Annotated in this window: 13 protein-coding genes; 6 read left to right on the top strand and 7 right to left on the bottom strand. The window is 66.2% G+C overall.

Features of this window, described 5'->3' with window-relative positions:
• Window positions 1-11: 11 nt before the first annotated feature.
• Together aqpZ and ACSQ2D_RS15055 are read right to left on the bottom strand one after the other, a co-directional pair.
• Window positions 12-854: an aquaporin Z gene (aqpZ, locus tag ACSQ2D_RS15060; RefSeq protein WP_435986746.1), complete on the bottom strand. Its 843-nt coding sequence runs from the start codon at window positions 852-854 to the stop codon at window positions 12-14.
• 114 nt (window positions 855-968) lie between these two features.
• A complete protein-coding gene (locus tag ACSQ2D_RS15055; protein WP_435986745.1) occupies window positions 969-2720 on the bottom strand; it encodes a hypothetical protein in 1752 nt (583 codons plus the stop codon).
• Between the two features lie 285 nt (window positions 2721-3005).
• Here ACSQ2D_RS15055 and ACSQ2D_RS15050 point away from each other — a divergent pair, with 285 nt between their 5' ends.
• Window positions 3006-4820: a polysaccharide biosynthesis protein gene (locus ACSQ2D_RS15050; protein WP_435986744.1), complete on the top strand. Its 1815-nt coding sequence runs from the start codon at window positions 3006-3008 to the stop codon at window positions 4818-4820.
• 16 nt (window positions 4821-4836) lie between these two features.
• Here the strand turns inward: ACSQ2D_RS15050 and ACSQ2D_RS15045 are convergent, their stop codons facing one another.
• Together ACSQ2D_RS15045 and ACSQ2D_RS15040 are read right to left on the bottom strand one after the other, a co-directional pair.
• Window positions 4837-5427 (bottom strand): sugar transferase, encoded by a 591-nt coding sequence (locus tag ACSQ2D_RS15045; RefSeq protein ID WP_435986743.1) that lies wholly within the window; start codon window positions 5425-5427, stop codon window positions 4837-4839.
• A 29-nt stretch (window positions 5428-5456) separates the two neighbouring features.
• Entirely contained in the window at window positions 5457-6617 is a 1161-nt protein-coding gene (locus tag ACSQ2D_RS15040) for a DegT/DnrJ/EryC1/StrS family aminotransferase (protein ID WP_435986742.1), read from the bottom strand.
• An 87-nt stretch (window positions 6618-6704) separates the two neighbouring features.
• Here ACSQ2D_RS15040 and ACSQ2D_RS15035 point away from each other — a divergent pair, with 87 nt between their 5' ends.
• From ACSQ2D_RS15035 to ACSQ2D_RS15025, 3 genes are all read left to right on the top strand, one after another.
• Window positions 6705-7997 (top strand): glycosyltransferase family 4 protein, encoded by a 1293-nt coding sequence (locus ACSQ2D_RS15035; RefSeq protein ID WP_435986741.1) that lies wholly within the window; start codon window positions 6705-6707, stop codon window positions 7995-7997.
• On the top strand, window positions 7994-8602 hold the full coding sequence (locus ACSQ2D_RS15030) for a GNAT family N-acetyltransferase (protein ID WP_435986740.1): 609 nt from the start codon (window positions 7994-7996) through the stop codon (window positions 8600-8602). Before ACSQ2D_RS15035 ends, ACSQ2D_RS15030 begins: the two co-directional genes overlap by 4 nt.
• 98 nt (window positions 8603-8700) lie before the next feature.
• Window positions 8701-9258 (top strand): acyltransferase, encoded by a 558-nt coding sequence (locus ACSQ2D_RS15025; protein WP_435986739.1) that lies wholly within the window; start codon window positions 8701-8703, stop codon window positions 9256-9258.
• Here the strand turns inward: ACSQ2D_RS15025 and ACSQ2D_RS15020 are convergent.
• The gene (locus ACSQ2D_RS15020; RefSeq protein WP_435986738.1) at window positions 9215-10117 is read right to left on the bottom strand and encodes a glycosyltransferase; all 903 of its coding nucleotides are present in this window, start codon (window positions 10115-10117) and stop codon (window positions 9215-9217) included. The genes ACSQ2D_RS15025 and ACSQ2D_RS15020 overlap by 44 nt on opposite strands.
• 393 nt (window positions 10118-10510) lie before the next feature.
• On the opposite strand from ACSQ2D_RS15020, the gene ACSQ2D_RS15015 reads away from it, so the two are divergent.
• Both ACSQ2D_RS15015 and ACSQ2D_RS15010 read left to right on the top strand, forming a co-directional pair.
• Window positions 10511-11602, top strand: a complete 1092-nt coding sequence (locus ACSQ2D_RS15015) for a glycosyltransferase family 4 protein (protein ID WP_435986737.1) — start codon at window positions 10511-10513, stop codon at window positions 11600-11602.
• Entirely contained in the window at window positions 11599-12798 is a 1200-nt protein-coding gene (locus tag ACSQ2D_RS15010; RefSeq protein WP_435986736.1) for a glycosyltransferase, read from the top strand. The genes ACSQ2D_RS15015 and ACSQ2D_RS15010 overlap by 4 nt, the downstream gene beginning before the upstream one ends.
• Here the strand turns inward: ACSQ2D_RS15010 and ACSQ2D_RS15005 are convergent.
• On the bottom strand, window positions 12789-14900 hold the full coding sequence (locus ACSQ2D_RS15005) for an acyltransferase family protein (protein WP_435986735.1): 2112 nt from the start codon (window positions 14898-14900) through the stop codon (window positions 12789-12791). The two genes, ACSQ2D_RS15010 and ACSQ2D_RS15005, sit on opposite strands and share 10 nt — an antisense overlap.
• Window positions 14897-16234 (bottom strand): hypothetical protein, encoded by a 1338-nt coding sequence (locus ACSQ2D_RS15000; protein WP_435986734.1) that lies wholly within the window; start codon window positions 16232-16234, stop codon window positions 14897-14899. Before ACSQ2D_RS15000 ends, ACSQ2D_RS15005 begins: the two co-directional genes overlap by 4 nt.
• Window positions 16235-16405: the final 171 nt, after the last annotated feature.

Here is a 16405-nt window from a genome sequence, read left to right as displayed (position 1 = left end):
TATCTTCAGATTCAGGAAATGGAGCGCTGGCCTTCACTGGAGTCCACGTCGAGGACGGGACGGCCCTCGTCGTCGACCGCGGCGTTCTCGACCATGTCGGTCGAGCCACTGATGTCCATGTCGTCGCGGCGCTCGCCGGTGATCCAGGCGTAGGTGCTGCCGGCGATGAGGCCACCGACGATCGGCGCCACCCAGAAGGCCCACAGCTGCCCGGGGGCGCCGTTGCCGTTGAAGAAGGCGACGGCCGTCGAGCGGGCCGGGTTGATCGAGGCGTTGCTGATCGGGATGGCCACGAGGTGCGCGAGGAGCAGGCCGAAACCGATGGCGAGCGGGGCGAAGCCCTTGGGGGCGTCGTCCTTCGTCGCGCCGAGGATGATGTAGACGAAGAAGGCGGTGACGAGGGCCTCGACGATGAGCACCCCGCCGAGCGCGAACCCGCCGGGGGAGTGGATGCCGAAGCCGTTGGCCGCGAGGTTGCCGGTGACGGGGCGTCCCGTCGAGGACAGCAGCCCGGCGAGTGCGCCTCCGGCGAGCAGGCCGCCGACGAGCTGGGCGCCGACGTAGGCCGGCACCTCACGCCACTCGAAGCGCTTCGCGACGGCGATGCCGATCGTGACCGCGGGGTTGAAGTGCGCCCCGGAGACGTGCCCCACGGCATACGCCATCGTCGTGACCGCGAGGCCGAAGGCGATGGCGACGCCGAGGTGGCCGATGCCGTAGTCGATGACCTGTCCGTCGAGGGTCCGGGCGACGAACTTCGCGTTGAAGATGGCCGAGCCGCAGCCGATGAAGACGAGCCAGAAGGTCCCGAGCGCCTCGACGGCGAGGCGTGAACTCATCTTGGGGGTGTACATCGGGCTCCTCCAGCACAGACGTCGAGGCCGAACCGCCCGGGAGGCTCCCGGTGCTCGCAGCGTAGTGGACCGTCACCGCCCCAGCGGGGGATGAGAGCTGCGCCGCGTGCCCCGTCAGCGTCGCTCGAGGACCGTGCCGACACCCGGGACCGTGCGCACGACGGGGTATGCCGTCGCGACCCACGCGCGCAGCGGGTCGCGGGCCGACCAGGCCGCTGAACCCCCGGCCCGGGCGTCCGCCGCTGCCGTGACGACGACGACGTCCGGAGCGCGTCCGGTCCGCTGGTACCAGTCGACCGCCCACTGGTTGGCGGCTCCGTGGTCGTCGAGCCACACCGACGGGGTGGCCATCGGGCCGTTGGCGGCGAGGTAGCCGCCGGAGGCGCCCAGGACGAGGACGGGACGCCCGCCACGGGTCACCTCGTCGACGGTGGACGAGAGGGCCGTGAGGCGTGCGGCTCGGTCGGACGTCGTGACCAGGCCGGCCCACGGCCCGGTCGTGATCCGGGTGTCGACGCGGACGGAGCCGGGCTCGTCGAACGGCAGGGCCAGCAGCCCGAGCGCCATCGCGACGGCGGGGAGGGCCGCGAGGGCGCTCGTCGCCCGAGCGGGTCCCGCCCCGCGTCGTGCGCGCACCCCGACGAGTCGGCGCACGGCCGTGGACCACTGGACGACGAGCACGAGCAGGAGGCCGCCGAGGGCGGCTCCGTGCACGGAGTAGGCCGGGCCGGAGTTGGTCGTGGCAGCGATGACGGTCGCGGCGACGAGTCCGGGCGCGGCGGCCGCGGCGAGGTCGCCGGCATCCCCGGGCCGGTGGGACCAGCGCAGCTCGGCCAGGACGGGCAGCAGGAGGGTGAGGACCAGGAGGGTCTCGAGGGCGGCCACGGTGTTGCCGAACCACAGCTGCGGCAGGAACCCCAGCGCGGCGGCGACGGTCACGGCGGTGCACCACGCGACGCCCGCGCCGCTCGCGCCGACCCGCAGCGCGCGCCAGTCCGGGCGGAGGCACCCGACGGCGGTCAGCCCGATGCACCCGAGCAGCGGCCAGTAGAGCGGGAAGCGCAGACCCTCGTACGTCCCGACCGCCCGGCCGACGCGCTCGAGCGGCGACAGGCCGTCTCCGCGAACCGCCAGCAGGTAGTGCATCGTGTCGGCAACGGGCCCGGTGCCGGCGGCCAGCAGCACCCACGCGGCCGCCACCGCGATGAGCCCGGCGCTCGACGCCAGCGCCACGACCCTGGGGCGGGCGCCTCGCACCCGGACGACCCCGACGGCGAGTGCCAGGGCGAACGCCGGCGCCAGCTGCGGGCTCGCGACGGTGCCCATCGCGGTCGAGACACCCAAAACCCCGGCCCAGGCCGCCGAGCGCGTCTCCCGGAGCGCGACTCCCGACGCGGCGGCCAGCACGAGGGCGAGCACCGGCACCGAGCTGTAGCTGACGAGCGGCAGCTGGTAGGGCAGGCCGAGCAGGGCGGCCACCGTGCCCACGACAGCCGGCCCGGCGGCATACCTCGTGCGCAGCGCGCGTGACGTCACCACCGCGACGACCGCGGCGACGACGACGAACCACACGCGCGACGCGAGCACGATGCCCGTCGTCCCGACCGTGTGGTCCCACACCCACACGAAGGGCACGGCGAGGAGCGCACCCGTCGCCTGCAGGTTCATCTCGTCTCCGAGGGCGGTGTCGCCACGGGAGAGCCGTAGCGCCAGCGTCACGACGTGACCGTCGTCGTCGGAGCTGGCGCCCAGCGTCAGGCGCCACGCGAGCACGAGGACGAGGCAGAGGCCGACAGCGGCGGCGCCCCGCCTCGACGGCAGGCGCGCGACCCCCGCTGCACGGCCCCGCTCGGTGGACTCGGTCACCACCTCATCATCGCCGCGCTCGGTGCGCCGGTGCCGGATGCGCGGGGTTCGTCTCCGGGGCGCGTCCCGCAGATCCGGTCGTTCGCCGCCGCGTGAGGTGTCCACGATGCCGACATGTCAGGTGATGTACCGATTCACGGCTATCATTCGGCTTACGCGTGGTTTGACCGAATTGGTGCAGAAAGTCGCCAGTCACGTCGGGTTCCGGGACAAGGTCGTCGCCGTCGCTGAACCCAAGACGCGTACGTGAAATCGGGGCACGTCAGGGATTGTGGTGAGTACAGGGTGACAGCGCAGGTACGCAGGGCTCGATGGGTCCGGCTCGGCTGGGCCGCCGTCGACGCCTTGATCTGGGTCGTGATGCTCTTCGCGGCGCTCTGGATCCGCCTCGACTTCGGCATCGACGAGACGTACCTCAAGGGCACTGCCTACTTCGCGCTCGCGGCCATGGTCGGACAGCTCGCCGTCGGCTACCTCGTCGGGCCCTACTCGATCAGCCACGTGCTCGGCTCGTTCGAGGAGATCGTCGAGCTCATGACGACGACCGCGATCGTCGGGACCGTCCTCTTCCTCTGGTCGCTCCTGGCGGAGCCGCTGGTCATCCCGCGCGGCGTGCCCGTGACCGCCGGGGCGCTTGCCATCGGGTTGATGTTCGCCTTCCGCTTCGTCGTGCGCACCGTGCGGTCCCACCGGGCGATGCAGACCGCGGCGGAGCGCCGGGCCATCGTCCTCGGTGCCGGTGAGGCCGGACGTCGGCTGCTGCGCAGCATGAAGTACGACGGTGCCGGGCCCTTCGTGCCCGTGGCACTGCTCGACGACGACCCCTCCAAGCACCGCCTGCGCCTCGAGGGACTGCGGGTCCGCGGCACCCGCGCCGACCTCGCAGCGGTCGCGGAGCGCTACGAGGCGGACACCCTCGTGCTCGCGCTCCCGAACGCCGAGGCGGCCACCCTGCGCGACCTGGCATCCCGCGCCGCCGACGCCGGGCTCGACGTCGTCAGCCTGCCGCCGCTCAAGGACATCATCGGCGGACGGCCGACCCCGAACGACCTGCGTGACCTCGACGTCGCCGACCTGCTCGGGCGACGCCCGGTGCAGCTCGACACGACGGCCATCGCTGACCAGATCTCCGGTCGTCGCGTCCTCGTCACCGGAGCCGGCGGCTCCATCGGCTCGGAGCTCTGCCGTCAGATCGCGCGCTTCGGCCCGTCCCGGCTCTACATGCTCGACCGCGACGAGTCCGGTCTGCAGGCGACCGAGATGAGCCTCTCCGGCCACGGGCTGCTCGACTCCGACGACCTCATCCTCGCCGACATCCGCGACCCCAAGGCGCTCGCCGAGGCTTTCGACCGGGCCCGGCCCGAGGTCGTCTTCCATGCCGCGGCCCTCAAGCACCTGCCCCTGCTCGAGGCGCACCCGCTCGAGGCCTGGAAGAGCAACGTCATCGGGACCCTCAACGTGCTCACCGCTGCCGAGGCCGCAGGTGTCTCGACGTTCGTCAACATCTCCACGGACAAGGCCGCCAACCCGACGTGCGTGCTCGGCTACAGCAAGCGCCTCGCCGAGCGACTGACCGCCGACTTCGCCCACCGCGCCAGCGGCCGCTACGTGTCGGTGCGCTTCGGCAACGTGCTCGGCTCTCGCGGCTCGGTCGTGCACGCCTTCACGGCCCAGATCGAGCTTGGCGGCCCGATCACGGTCACCCACCCCGACGTGTGCCGCTACTTCATGCTCATCCCCGAGGCCTGCCAGCTCGTGCTGGAAGCGGCGTCCATCGGCGTCGACGGCGAGGTCATGGTGCTCGAGATGGGGGAGCAGGTGAAGATCCTCGAGGTCGCCCAGACCCTCATCCGGATGAGCGGGCGGCGTGACATCGACATCGTCTTCACCGGCCTGCGGCCCGGCGAGAAGATGGGTGAGGAGCTCTTCTCACCCGGAGAGGACCGTCGGGGGACCGATCACGCGCTCGTCGACAGCGTCGGTGTGCCGCCATTGGGAGCGTCAATTGTCCTCGGTCAGCCGAGTAACGTCGGTGCTGATGTTCTCGAGGTCATGCAGCGCGAGGCATTCGTCGCGCTGACACCGGTTGTGTCGCGCTGAAGCATTGGCGTCTTGCTCAGCCTGCGACCACCGCGCGAGCCGTGCGAGCAAGCACAGACAGGTCCGTGACGATCGTGCGCGTGCGGACGTACTCCGCATAGGCCGCAGTCTTGCGCGGTAGGAGCTCCTCCACGTAGTACGCCTCGGGATCCGAGGCGAGCGCCAACTCGTCTGCTTCGTTGCGGAACTCGATACTGGCGGGATCCGTAATGCCAGGACGCACGGACAGAATCAGGTCGCGCACGTCGGGCGACCACTGCGCCACATAAACGGGCACCTCGGGTCGAGGACCGACGAGACTCATCTCGCCGCGTAGGACATCGATCAGCTGCGGCAGCTCGTCCAGCTTGCTTTTACGCAGAAACCGGCCGACTCGGGTGACCCGGGAGTCCCCGGTCACACTGACGAGACGTCCGTCGTGGGAAGTGCGCATCGTCCGGAACTTGTGGATGCGAAATGTCCGGCCGTTCAGGCCCACACGTTCCTGGCGAAAAAAGGCCGGCCCTCGAGAATCCAGTCGAATGACGAGGCTCACCACCCCAAAAGCTGGCGACAGTGCCACGAGGGCAGCCCCGGAGACTGCTACGTCGAAGACTCGCTTGGCCATGACAGGCCCGTTGCCGGCAGTCTGACGGGTCACGAGAAGACCCGGCGCACCGCGTCGATCACCCGATCAACCTGGCTGTCCTTCATCGAGGAGAAAACCGGAAGGCTGAGCGAGCGGGCGAAGTTCCGGGTGGCGACCGGAAAGTCCAGGTCACGAAGATCGTAGGACTCGCGCCAGTAGGGGTGTTGGTGCAGCGGGATGAAGTGCACGCTGGTGCCGACGCCGAGGTCAGCGAGCCTTTCGACGGCCCGATCGCGGCCTATCGGTGCGTCTTCGTCCAGTTGCACGACGTAGAGGTGCCACGCGTGGACGTCCGTCTCGGCCGCGTGGGCGGGCAACAGCAGGGGCAGGCCCCTCATGGCCCAGTCGTACCTCGCAGCGATTGCAGCCCGCTTGTCCCGCATGTCTCGCGCGCGGCGAAGCTGGACACGACCCATCGCGGCCGCAGGATCAGTGAGGTTGTACTTGAATCCTGGCGCAACGACCTCGTAGTGCCAAGACGGCTTTGTGCTTCGGTAGCGGTCGAAGACATTGCGGTTTATGCCGTGCAACCGCATCGTCCGGACGCGCTCGGCGACGTCGCGATTGCGAGTCACCACCATGCCGCCCTCTCCGGTGGTGATGGTCTTGGTGGCGTAGAAGCTGAACACGACCGCATCTGAGTTGCCGGACCCCACCATAGTCCCGCCACCGACGCTCGGTAGCGCGTGGGCGGCATCCTCAACCACCAGCAGGTCGTGCTCAGCCGCAAATAGACGAAGGGCGTGAGGGTCGACGGCGAGTCCGGCGAAGTGCACCGGCATGATGGCGCGGGTTCGCTCCGTCACGGCTCGCTTGGCGGCATCCAGGTCGATGTTGAACGTGAACTCGTCCACATCCACGATCACAGGGTGGGCGCCGAGGTACCGCACGACCTCGGCAGTCGCCGTGAACGTCCAGGTCGGGACGATGACCTCATCACCCGGGCCAATGCCGAGAGCCTCAAGAGCCAGGTGAAGACCTGCGGTCGCAGAGTTCACACATACGGCTTCGACATCGCCGCCCAGAAACTCGGCGAAGTCCCGCTCGAAGCCCGCAGCGCTAGGGCCGGTGGTCAGCCATCCGGACCGCATTGACGCCACCACCGCGGCGATCTCTTCGTCGCCGATGTCGGGCAGGGCGAAGGGCAAGAACTCTTCGGTGGCGACCACGACATCCTCTTCACGCAGATTATGGCTTTTGCGAACATCTGTAGGATATGCCGAGCCGGGCCCTGACCAGGTGCACGCATCCAGGGAATGACACGATCGAGATGGAGCAACAGCTTGCGCATCGGGCTCCTCAGCCAGTGGTACGACCCTGAGCCAGGACCAGCAGCACTCCCAGGAGTCCTGGCGCGGGGCCTGGCGCAGCGTGGCCACCAGGTGTCGGTGCTCACCGGGTTTCCGAACTACCCCACAGGTCGCGTGGCCGACGGGTACAGGGTCCGTCGTCACATCGTGGAGGAGAGTGACGGGGTCGACGTGCACAGGGTGGCGCTCTACCCGAGCCATGACTCGTCGACCCTGCACCGTATGGCCAACTACGGCTCGTTCGGCCTATCTGCCATGGTCAACGGCGCCGCGGCTTTACGAGGACTGGACGCGCTGTGGGTCAACTACTCCCCGGTGACAGTCGGGGGCGCTCAGCTGTTGGCCCGCCATGCTCTTGGTGTGCCGTCCGTGGTGCATGTGCTCGACCTCTGGCCCGACACCTTGTTCGCAGGGGGTTTCGCCACTGAGGGGCGCGTCTCGCGGTTAATGGAGCGGGCGCTTGAGTCGTGGTGCAACAGGCTCTATCGGTCGGCCTCGTCGGTCGCATACATCGCCCCCGGCGTCGGAGAGATCCTGCAGTCGCGAGGAGTGGAGAGTGATCGCCTGCACTACGTGCCCATGTGGGCGGATGAGAGGGTGTACTTGCCCTGCGCCGAGACGATGCGTCCAGAGCTCGGTGTTGCGGACGATGCCCTCGTCCTGCTCTACGCCGGAACGATGGGGGAGGCCCAAGGGCTGGAAGCCCTCGTGGATGCCTGCGCGATGATCGACGATCCTCGCCTGGTGTGCATCATGGCGGGGTCTGGGATCTCGGAAAGTGCCTTGCGCGATCGAGCATCGGGGACGCCGAACGTCCGGTTCATTGGTCGGGTTGAGTCCTCGGAGATGACGCGCTTGATGGCAACTGCCGACATTGCGTTTGTTGGACTTCGGCCCCATTCGACGTCCTCGGCGACCATGCCCAGTAAGACCCAAGCCATGCTCGCCGCAGGGGTTCCGGTGCTCGCCTCGGCGGGGCAGGACGTCGAGCGCGTGATCAGGGAGAGCGGCGCAGGTTGGTCGGTGCCTCCCGGTGACTCAGCCGCGGTCGCCGCCGTGCTTCGGCATGTGCTGGACGACCCCTCTGTGGATCTGCTCTCGATGCGCCAGGCCGCCCGGAGGTACTACGAACATCGCTTCTCGTCCGCGCGTGGGGTCGCCGCTATCGAGGCCTTGCTCACCGAGGCGGCAGAACGACGCGGCGCAAGTGTTCGCCGTTCCGGGGAAGTGGCATCGTGATCGGGAACGTCGTCATCCGAGCCCTCGATGAGAAGGATGTCGGGCAGCTGGCGCAAGGTCACGTCGCCGCATTCCCGCGCTTCTTCCTCACAGCGCTGGGCACCCCGTTTCTGGTGCAGTTCTATACGGGATTCCTGAAGGACCCGACGGCCGTCACCGCCGTCGCAGTGCACGAGGACGGCCGCGTCCTCGGGGCCGCCGTCGGCACGACCGAGCCCGTGGGCTTCTTCAGCAGGCTTCTTCGCAGACAGCTCGTTGGATTCATGCTGGCGAGCGCGCGTGCCGCATCAAGCGATCCCCGACGTGTGCCTCGGTTGCTGCGAGCCGTCAGATATCGCGGTGGTGAAGCCCCTAACGGCCCTGCTGCCCTCTTGAGCTCCATCTACGTCGCGCCCGGAACCTCGGGTGGGGGTCTTGGGACGCGCCTCCTCGAGGCGTGGTGCCTCGAGGCTTCCGTGCGTGGCTCGACACGTGCCCGGTTGGCGACTGACGCCGACGACAACGACAACGTGAACGGCTTCTACAGACGTTGCGGCTGGGCGTTGGAGGAGCAGTACACGACGCCGGAAGGTCGGACGATGAACTGGTACGCAAAGGACCTCTAAGAACGATGAACTTCGACCGAGGCCAGCCCGGAGCCGCCATGAGAGCCGTCGCACGCGGGATCAACACACTGCTCACTGCGGCTTCACGAGGCCGACGAATGATCAAGGGACATGCCACGGTGGGTCTCTTTGCCTCCCGTGGTGACCATTTCGACTTCGACCCGGACGGTTACTACTCGTACGAGAACATCCACGTCGGCCACCACGTAAACCTCGGAACCCGTCCGACTCTTCTCGCCACCCGGGCGCAGATCCGCATCGGCAACCACGTGCTGTTCGGCCCGGGCGTCACGATTCGCGGAGGAAACCACCGCATCGACGTCCAGGGTGTGTACTTGGACCAAGTGGACGAGTCGATGAAGCGTCCGGACGACGATCTAGGTGTCGTCATCGAGGATGACGTCTGGGTGGGCGGAAACGCCACCATTCTTCATGGCGTCACGGTCGGCCGGGGGAGCGTGATCGGTGCCTCCGCGGTCGTTGTCCGGAACGTTCCTCCGTACAGCGTCGTCGTCGGTAGTCCAGCCCGTGTGGTGAGGCGCCGTTGGGACTCCGCCTGTGACGCCTCACACGAAAGGCAGCTGGAGCAGGGCGGTGGGGCGCCGCCGGTACTCACCGGCGACGATGACCGTCCAGCTGGGCCAAGAAGGTGCTGATTCGTGGAGCCCAGGCGGTGACGGACAACGAGTCTGTTGCACCAGTACGGGCCGCCTCGCGCAACGCGTCGAGCTCAGTTCGGGACATCATGAGTGCTCGATGCAAGGCGGAACCGACATCCTGACGACTCGAGGTCGCCGCCAAGATGGCGTCTCCGCCGTCATGCGTGAAAGCCGCCAGGTCTCCGTGAGCAGTGCCAAACAGGGCACACCCAGCAGCCATCGCTTCTGGGACCTTGGAGGGAAAGCCGGCGACGGCATAGCCCATCTGCGGACGCACGAGCACGCATAGGTCGCTCGCGCGCCAGAGGCGGCGCACGTCCCTGCGGGACAGCCGGCCCACGATCTCAACCGATCCTCCGCAGGCTTGCAGGGCCGACTCCTGAACTTCTCCCAGTTGAAGCAGCCGCTCCTTGGTCGGGCCCGCGATGGTGAGCTTCACCCGCGCGCGGGATGCGGGATCCAGGTCCGCGATGGCGTCCACCACAGGACCCAGCAGATCCTTGTTGTTAGGCGTGCCGGCATACGCCAGGCTGAGGTTGTCCGCCGCGTCCTCTGCTGATTCGGCGCTCGGCATGAACTCGTCGGTGTCGACGAAAGGGGGCACGACCAGCGCGGGTACCCGTGGCCGTACCACGGCCCGCAACTGGGTCGAGATGAGCAGAAGCCCAGCGGGTCGTCGAGCGCACAGTCTCGAGAGACGACGGTGTCTCAGGTACTGCGGATCCAACCTGCCACGCGTGAACTGCATGGGCTCATGCCGCTCCATCAGGTCGGCGACGACAGGTATGTGCCGGCGGTCAGCCCACCGCTGCAGCAGGCGTCCGTAGAGAGTGGAGTGGACGATGAGCAGCGTCACGTCGGAGTATTGATGTTCCGGGCCAGTGAGCGACTGAGCGATCCGATTCTGACGCTGGAAACGGTCCGTTAGCCTCCTGACCCGGCCTCCACTGGGCCGCCCTATGTTCGCATAGGCGATGCCGTCGACGAGTCCTCGGGACTCTTGGGATGGAGGGACCGACGCATGGTCCGAGAGGAGGAGGGGGGTCCAGCCGGCTTGGCGAAGGGCCTTGGCGAGAGACACGGCGCGGTTGGCGGTGGCATCGCCGTGAGGCAGTTCGCCACCTACGAAGACGATCGCGATCCCGCCTGATGTACCCGGATCCACGCGCACGCTCCTGCATAGGTGGCAGTTCGGTTGCCCGATAGGATGAGTCTTTCGCCCGACTTGCCGAGGTTACAGGGGAAATGCGTGGCCAACCCAATCGTCGTCCAGCACAGCTTTGGGACCTCTGGCACTGGGGGACCGCAGACGGCGCTACAGCGCGTTCTTGACTCCGATCTGGCCGATACGTTCGAATTTGTCCCCCTCACCCAGACGAGTTCGACCGGCTCGATTGATGTGCACCGCATCCGCGAATGGGCCGCCGCTCTCCGCGACATCCGTCCTGACCTCGTTCATGTTCGCGGTCTCGGGAGTGAGGGTTTTCACGCAGCCGCAGCTGCCCGTTTGGCAGGATGTCGCAACATCCTGGTGACGGTGCACGGAACCCACCGCGACCTCACTCGGGGCCGTAGGTCCGCCAAACGACTGGTAATGACAGCTGGCCTCGAACCCGCCACATTGACCCTGGCGTCACACATAGCGACCGTGTCTCAGGCAGCATCGCGACGGCCGTTTATAACACGTCACGGGCGCAAGGTTCTCGCCCCAATCGAGAACGGAGTGCCCCTGCCGGTGCTCGATGCCGGACGCGCTCAGCAGAAGCGACGCGAGCTCGGATTGTCGACTGACCGGACCGTGTTGGTCTCGGTAGGGAGGCTTTCTCTCGACAAAGGACACCGTGAGCTCGCCGGCGCGTTGGGTCGACTGCCCGTGGAGACGACCCGACAGGTGGAGTTGCTCGTCGTGGGATCGGGCCCGGACGAGCATGAGATCCTTGCCGGCTACCGGGGCATCTCGGGACTGGCGATGACAAGCCTGGGTAACCGCGCGGACGTGTTGGACATCCTGCAGGCGGCAGATTTGTTCGTGTTTCCCTCCCTTCACGAGAATCTCTCGATTGCGCTCCTTGAGGCGATGGCTTCGCAACTGCCCGTCATCGCCACGGCTGTGGGCGGAAATGTGGAAGTCCTCGAGCACGGCGGCGGCGTCCTCGTGCCGCCCCGCGACGTCGACGCCTTGGCCGACGCCATCAGCGAGCTGGCGCAGTCGCCCAGCGAGCGCCACTCGCTCGCTCGGGCCGCCCGAGCCAGAGTCGAAGGGCACTACACCCTGCGGCACATGCTGGACCGGCTGTATGCCACGTACGAACAGATCCTCGACTCAAGGCGGCCGAAGTGAGGACAGCCCTGCTGGGTTTCACGCTTGACGACGACCGGATGCGAGAGATCATCTCGGAAGACCGTGCGATGCCGTCCCAGACTCACCGATTCGCCTGGTCGTTGGTGCGAGCTCTGGAGGCGGCCGGGATGCCGCCGTTCCTACTCAGCTCGGCGCCCGTGTCGAGCTACCCCGGATATCCTCAGGTTGTCTTTCCCGGAGGCCCATTCTCGGCCAAGGGACGACGGGGGCGCGAGCTGCCGTTCGTGAATCTCGTGCTGCTCAAGCACGCGACCAGATTCGTCAGCGCGATGACCGTGGGACGTCGTGCCCTGAGGTCCGAATCCATCGACACTCTGCTCGTGCACGGCGTGCACAGCCCGTGGCTGTGGTTCGCAGCTGCCATGAGAGCCAAGGGTATGACAACGGTGGTGGTGATCACTGACCCACCAGGTGTGATCCGACCCGAGGATTCTCGCTTGGTCGTCAACCTCAAGCGGTTGGATCGTCGCGTGGTCGCCGCTTCGCTCCGGCGTCAGACCGGCGTGGTAGTGCTGGCTCCGGCATTGGCCGACGAATGGGCCTCGAGCGTCCCGAGCCTGTTGATGGAAGGCGTGGCTCCAGAGCCGTGGCCTGGCTCAACTCCGGGGGCCGGTCCACAGGACGGACCATTCCGGATCACGTACGCGGGTGGCCTGAGCGACGAGTACGGAGCCAGAGCGCTGGTAGAAGCCGTGGAGATGCTGCCCGACCGGGACATTGAGCTGCAGATGCTAGGCAAGGGTCCGTTGGAGGGATGGATCTCACAGCGATCCGAGGCCGACTCGAGAATCCTGCCGCCACGTCTGGTCCCCCCGGAGTGTGTTCCCGCCGAGCTCGACCGTGCGAACGTACTGGTTCAACCCCGACCTTTGAGCATGAAGGAGGCCAGGTTCTCCTTCCCCTCGAAGCTACTCGAGTACCTCGCAGCGGGTCGACCTGTGGTCTCAACTCCGTTGCCCAGCCTCCCCGCTGAGTACGCGGCGGTCGTTCGCCTGACCGATGACGATGGTCCACAGGCCCTTGCGGATGAGATCGACGCGCTCAAACGCATGGATGACGAGTCGCGCACGAGACTGGGCATATTGGCGAGGACGTTCGCGGCCCAGGAGAAGTCGGATCACGCGCAGGCAGAGAGGCTGGCCAGTTTCCTCGAAGCGCTGCGAGCTCACTCCTGAGCAATAGGCGACGAAGTCTGCAGCTCAGGGGCTGCCTCGCGAAGCAGCGGCCCGAGAGCTCGAGCGAAGGCATCCGTGATGTGTGTGGGGTCCACCCGCGTCAGATACGGTCCCACCACCGCCGGGCATTGTTTTTCGGCGTCGCAGAACCAGTCCACCACTGGCACGAAGGATACCCGGCCAGGAAAGGCCAGGGACGCCTCCTGTTCTGATTGCGTCTTGGACACCTGGTCCGTGCTGACCGTCGTCGTGCACGTCTGGGGTGTGGCAACACGGTTGACGCAGTGCCTCACGTCGCCGCCGACTGGCGGGTTCTCGATCACCACGATGTGCTCGGCCGCCTCCAGGTACGAGTGCAGCGTCGAACGCGTCCCGGCGGCCCCGGCCGCCGACCGGTCCACGGCGAGCACCTTGCTGTAGCTTCCGACCGAGCTCGAGACGACGACGACGTCGGGTCGTTCCTCCCGGATGCGTTCGAGGAGCCCGGCGCGTGCCAGCCTGCACGCACCTGAATAGTCGACCATGTTGAGGTTCGTGCCGTGCTCCACATCCCAAGGAGAGCAGCTCGGCACGCCCACCGCGAGGATGCGGCTGGCTGGTGCGGCTGCCACGACTGTCGGGACCCAAGCCATCGCGACGGAGTCGCCCACCACCATGATCGTTCGGGAGCCACGCCCGAAGGAGCACACGTCGAGCTGACTGCGGCCAAGCGCGTTGCTGCAGCCGTGAGGAACGTCGAAGGTTGAGGCAAGCTGCTCGGGCCCCAGGCTCTCCGCACTCGGAGTCGTGCCGCTGTAGCCCTGACGGCTCAGGCCGACCTGGATGGACTGCTGGACCTGCGCCTGAGAGACGAAGTCAACCGATCCGAGCTCACGTGGGTGACTGAATGTGGCTGCTTCCAAGACACCGACTCTCGCAGTTGCGAACTGTGCGGCCGCAGCGGCTCCCACCACCAGGCAGAGCGCCGCGCTGACGAGGAGTTGGCGCCGAGGTCGTGCTCCCCGTTCCCAGGACCGCAGCCAGCCTGATCGACGAATTGGATCTTCGATCCAGCGGAACGTCACTACCGAAAGTGCCAGCGCCAGTGCAGTGATGGCCACCTTCGTCAGGTGACTAAGCTCGCCGAACAACGAGAGAGGGATGATCAACAAGGGCATGTGCCACAAGTACAAGCTGTAGGAGATGTCGCCGAGACCTTGGATGGGCCTGCGGTCCAGCAGCGACTGCAGTCGCGTGCCCGGCCTGCCGATGAGGACACATGCGGTGCCAATGACGGGCACGACGGCCCACGGCCCGGGGAAGGCCCACGACGGTGAAAGCGTGAAGGCCCCGAACAGGATGAGTAGGAATCCGATGGCGGACCACAGCCCCGGTCTGCGACCTCGCAGGGACGAGCCACCGCTCGCCACGTGAGCGGCAACCAGTCCACCGGCTGCCAGCTCCCACACTCGGCTGAACGTGTCGAAGTAGGCAAACTGGGGTTTCAGGTGCGTCACGATCACCGAGAAGATGAAGCCACCCACGACCAGTGCCAGCAGGCTCGAGGTGAGCAGTCGGCGAGAGGACGGCCACCGTGAGCGGTCAACGGCGAGTAAGGCCATCAATAATGCCGGCCACACGAGGTAGAACTGCTCCTCGACCGAAAGCGACCAGTAGTGCTGCAACGCGGGCGCGAGGTCGGACCCCGACAGGTAGTCGGCACCCGTCGCAGCAAAGTGGTAGTTGGATACCCACAGGGCCGCGGAGAACGCATCCAAGGCGTTCTGACGTGCCGCCGATGGGAACCACACGATGAAGCCGACAGCCACCGTGACGCCCAAGACAAACACGGCAGCAGGCAGGATTCGCCGCAACCGTCTCGCGTAGAACGCCGAGAGGGAGATGTCGCCATCACGGCGAGCTTCTGCGATCAAGAGCGTAGTGATGAGGAACCCGGAGACCACAAAGAAGACATCCACCCCGACGAATCCCGCGCGCGGCAGTCCGAAAAAGTGTTGGGCAACCACGAGTACAACAGCCAAGGCCCTGAGCGCCTGGATATCAGATCGCCGGCGACCCCTGTGCTTGATTGCGTCGACGGCACCCACCGCTGCCGTCTTCATGCGGATTCCTCGCGCCGAACATTCGTTCGATGGCCCTGAAGAGACGCGCCTTCTGATCGTGTGCCTCCCGGCGCATCTGCAGATGGCGTTCGTGGCCTCGAAGCTTTCCGGCTCGGCACGGCGCGCGCCCGGCGGTACTTCCTCCGGTTTATGGTGTAAAGCGCGATCGAGGTGAGGAAGCCGATCGTGGCAGGTCGGGAGATGCCGATTTGATTGTTCGCGGGGATGTAGGCGATGAAAAGAAGAAGTTGGGCAAAGAGAAAGAGCGCCCAGATCGACCGTTGAAAGACAGCTTCAGCCCAAAGCCTACAGAACCACCAGCCGAGAAGAGCCATAACGAACAGAACTCCCGGGAAGGTCAAGTCCGAGGCCAGCCACGGGTATGCCGTGGCCCAATAGGTGTCTGCTGGCCATCCCGTTCGGACCTGCGTTCGTACGGGATAACTTGTATCCGACATGCTGTCCCCGAAGCCGTACTGGGCTAGATACGAGTCGACGGCTCTCGATGCCCCGCGCATCTCGGACCATTCGAACGGCGTGTCCAGGTTGTAAGAAAGTCCGAGATACCCGTGAGTGGGGTAGAAGGCCACCACAGCCATCCCGCGCGCGATGTTCTCGCCAGCGACCGCCTCCACAACCGGGTTTGGAGCGAATCGAGCAGAGATCCCTACGGTGGCGATACGGTCGGCCTGATTGTAAGCCATATAGCCGGAGAAGGTTGCAGCAAGTAAGGCGAGGACTCCGGCAACACGACGGCTGAAAAGGTGACCTCCGGCCGCTCGTCGACGCGCCGCAATAACAAGAATGCCTGCGAGCACGAAGATCGCCAGGTCCCCAAGGCCCTTTGTGGTCCCTATGTATAGGTAAAAGGAGACGTACACTGCTACGCCAAGGAGGGCGAGTAGTTGCACGGCGATAGTTAGGCGCCTCCAGTAGATGACGGCTAAGGGCACGAGTGGTACATAGAGGACGGCAGCCAGCGTCAAGACTTGAATGAGCGGGTTGGATGCTTCTGTCTGCTGCTGTTGATAGATGTCGAACTTGGACAAGTATGCTGACCCTGGGTTAAGCAGCGCCGACATGATGTCGCCAAGACCTGTCGCTCCATAAGCCCTAAGCATCGCCAAGCCGTACAGGCCAAGGTAGACGGCTGACAGTCGGGTAATGCGGATGATCTGCCGTACATCAGCTGGCGATTCCGGGGGGTCGACTTTGCATCGCACATACCGCCGGGCGCTGAGCCAGTAGCCAGCCCAAAAGAACGCGGCGGCGCCTACGACATAGAGCGAGAGGCCCCATAGGTCCCGGACTGCTGATACCTGTCCGATGAGCAAGAATGTTGCGTAGGTCCCTAACAGCCATGCGGTGGCAACGTACATAGGCAGGTTGAGCCCGCGAGCTAGGAACCCTTTATTGCTAGGGAGGCCGATGGTAGACAAGTGTGCCCTCAATCGATTTCTAAAGACGCACGGCCATGGTGAGAGGAAGTTGAAATGCAAGCGACA

The organism is Terrabacter sp. LjRoot27, from assembly GCF_964254175.1.
Lineage (GTDB): Bacteria > Actinomycetota > Actinomycetes > Actinomycetales > Dermatophilaceae > Terrabacter.
Note: the sequence above shows the minus strand (reverse complement) of the source record. Positions and strands in the feature narration are given on the sequence as shown.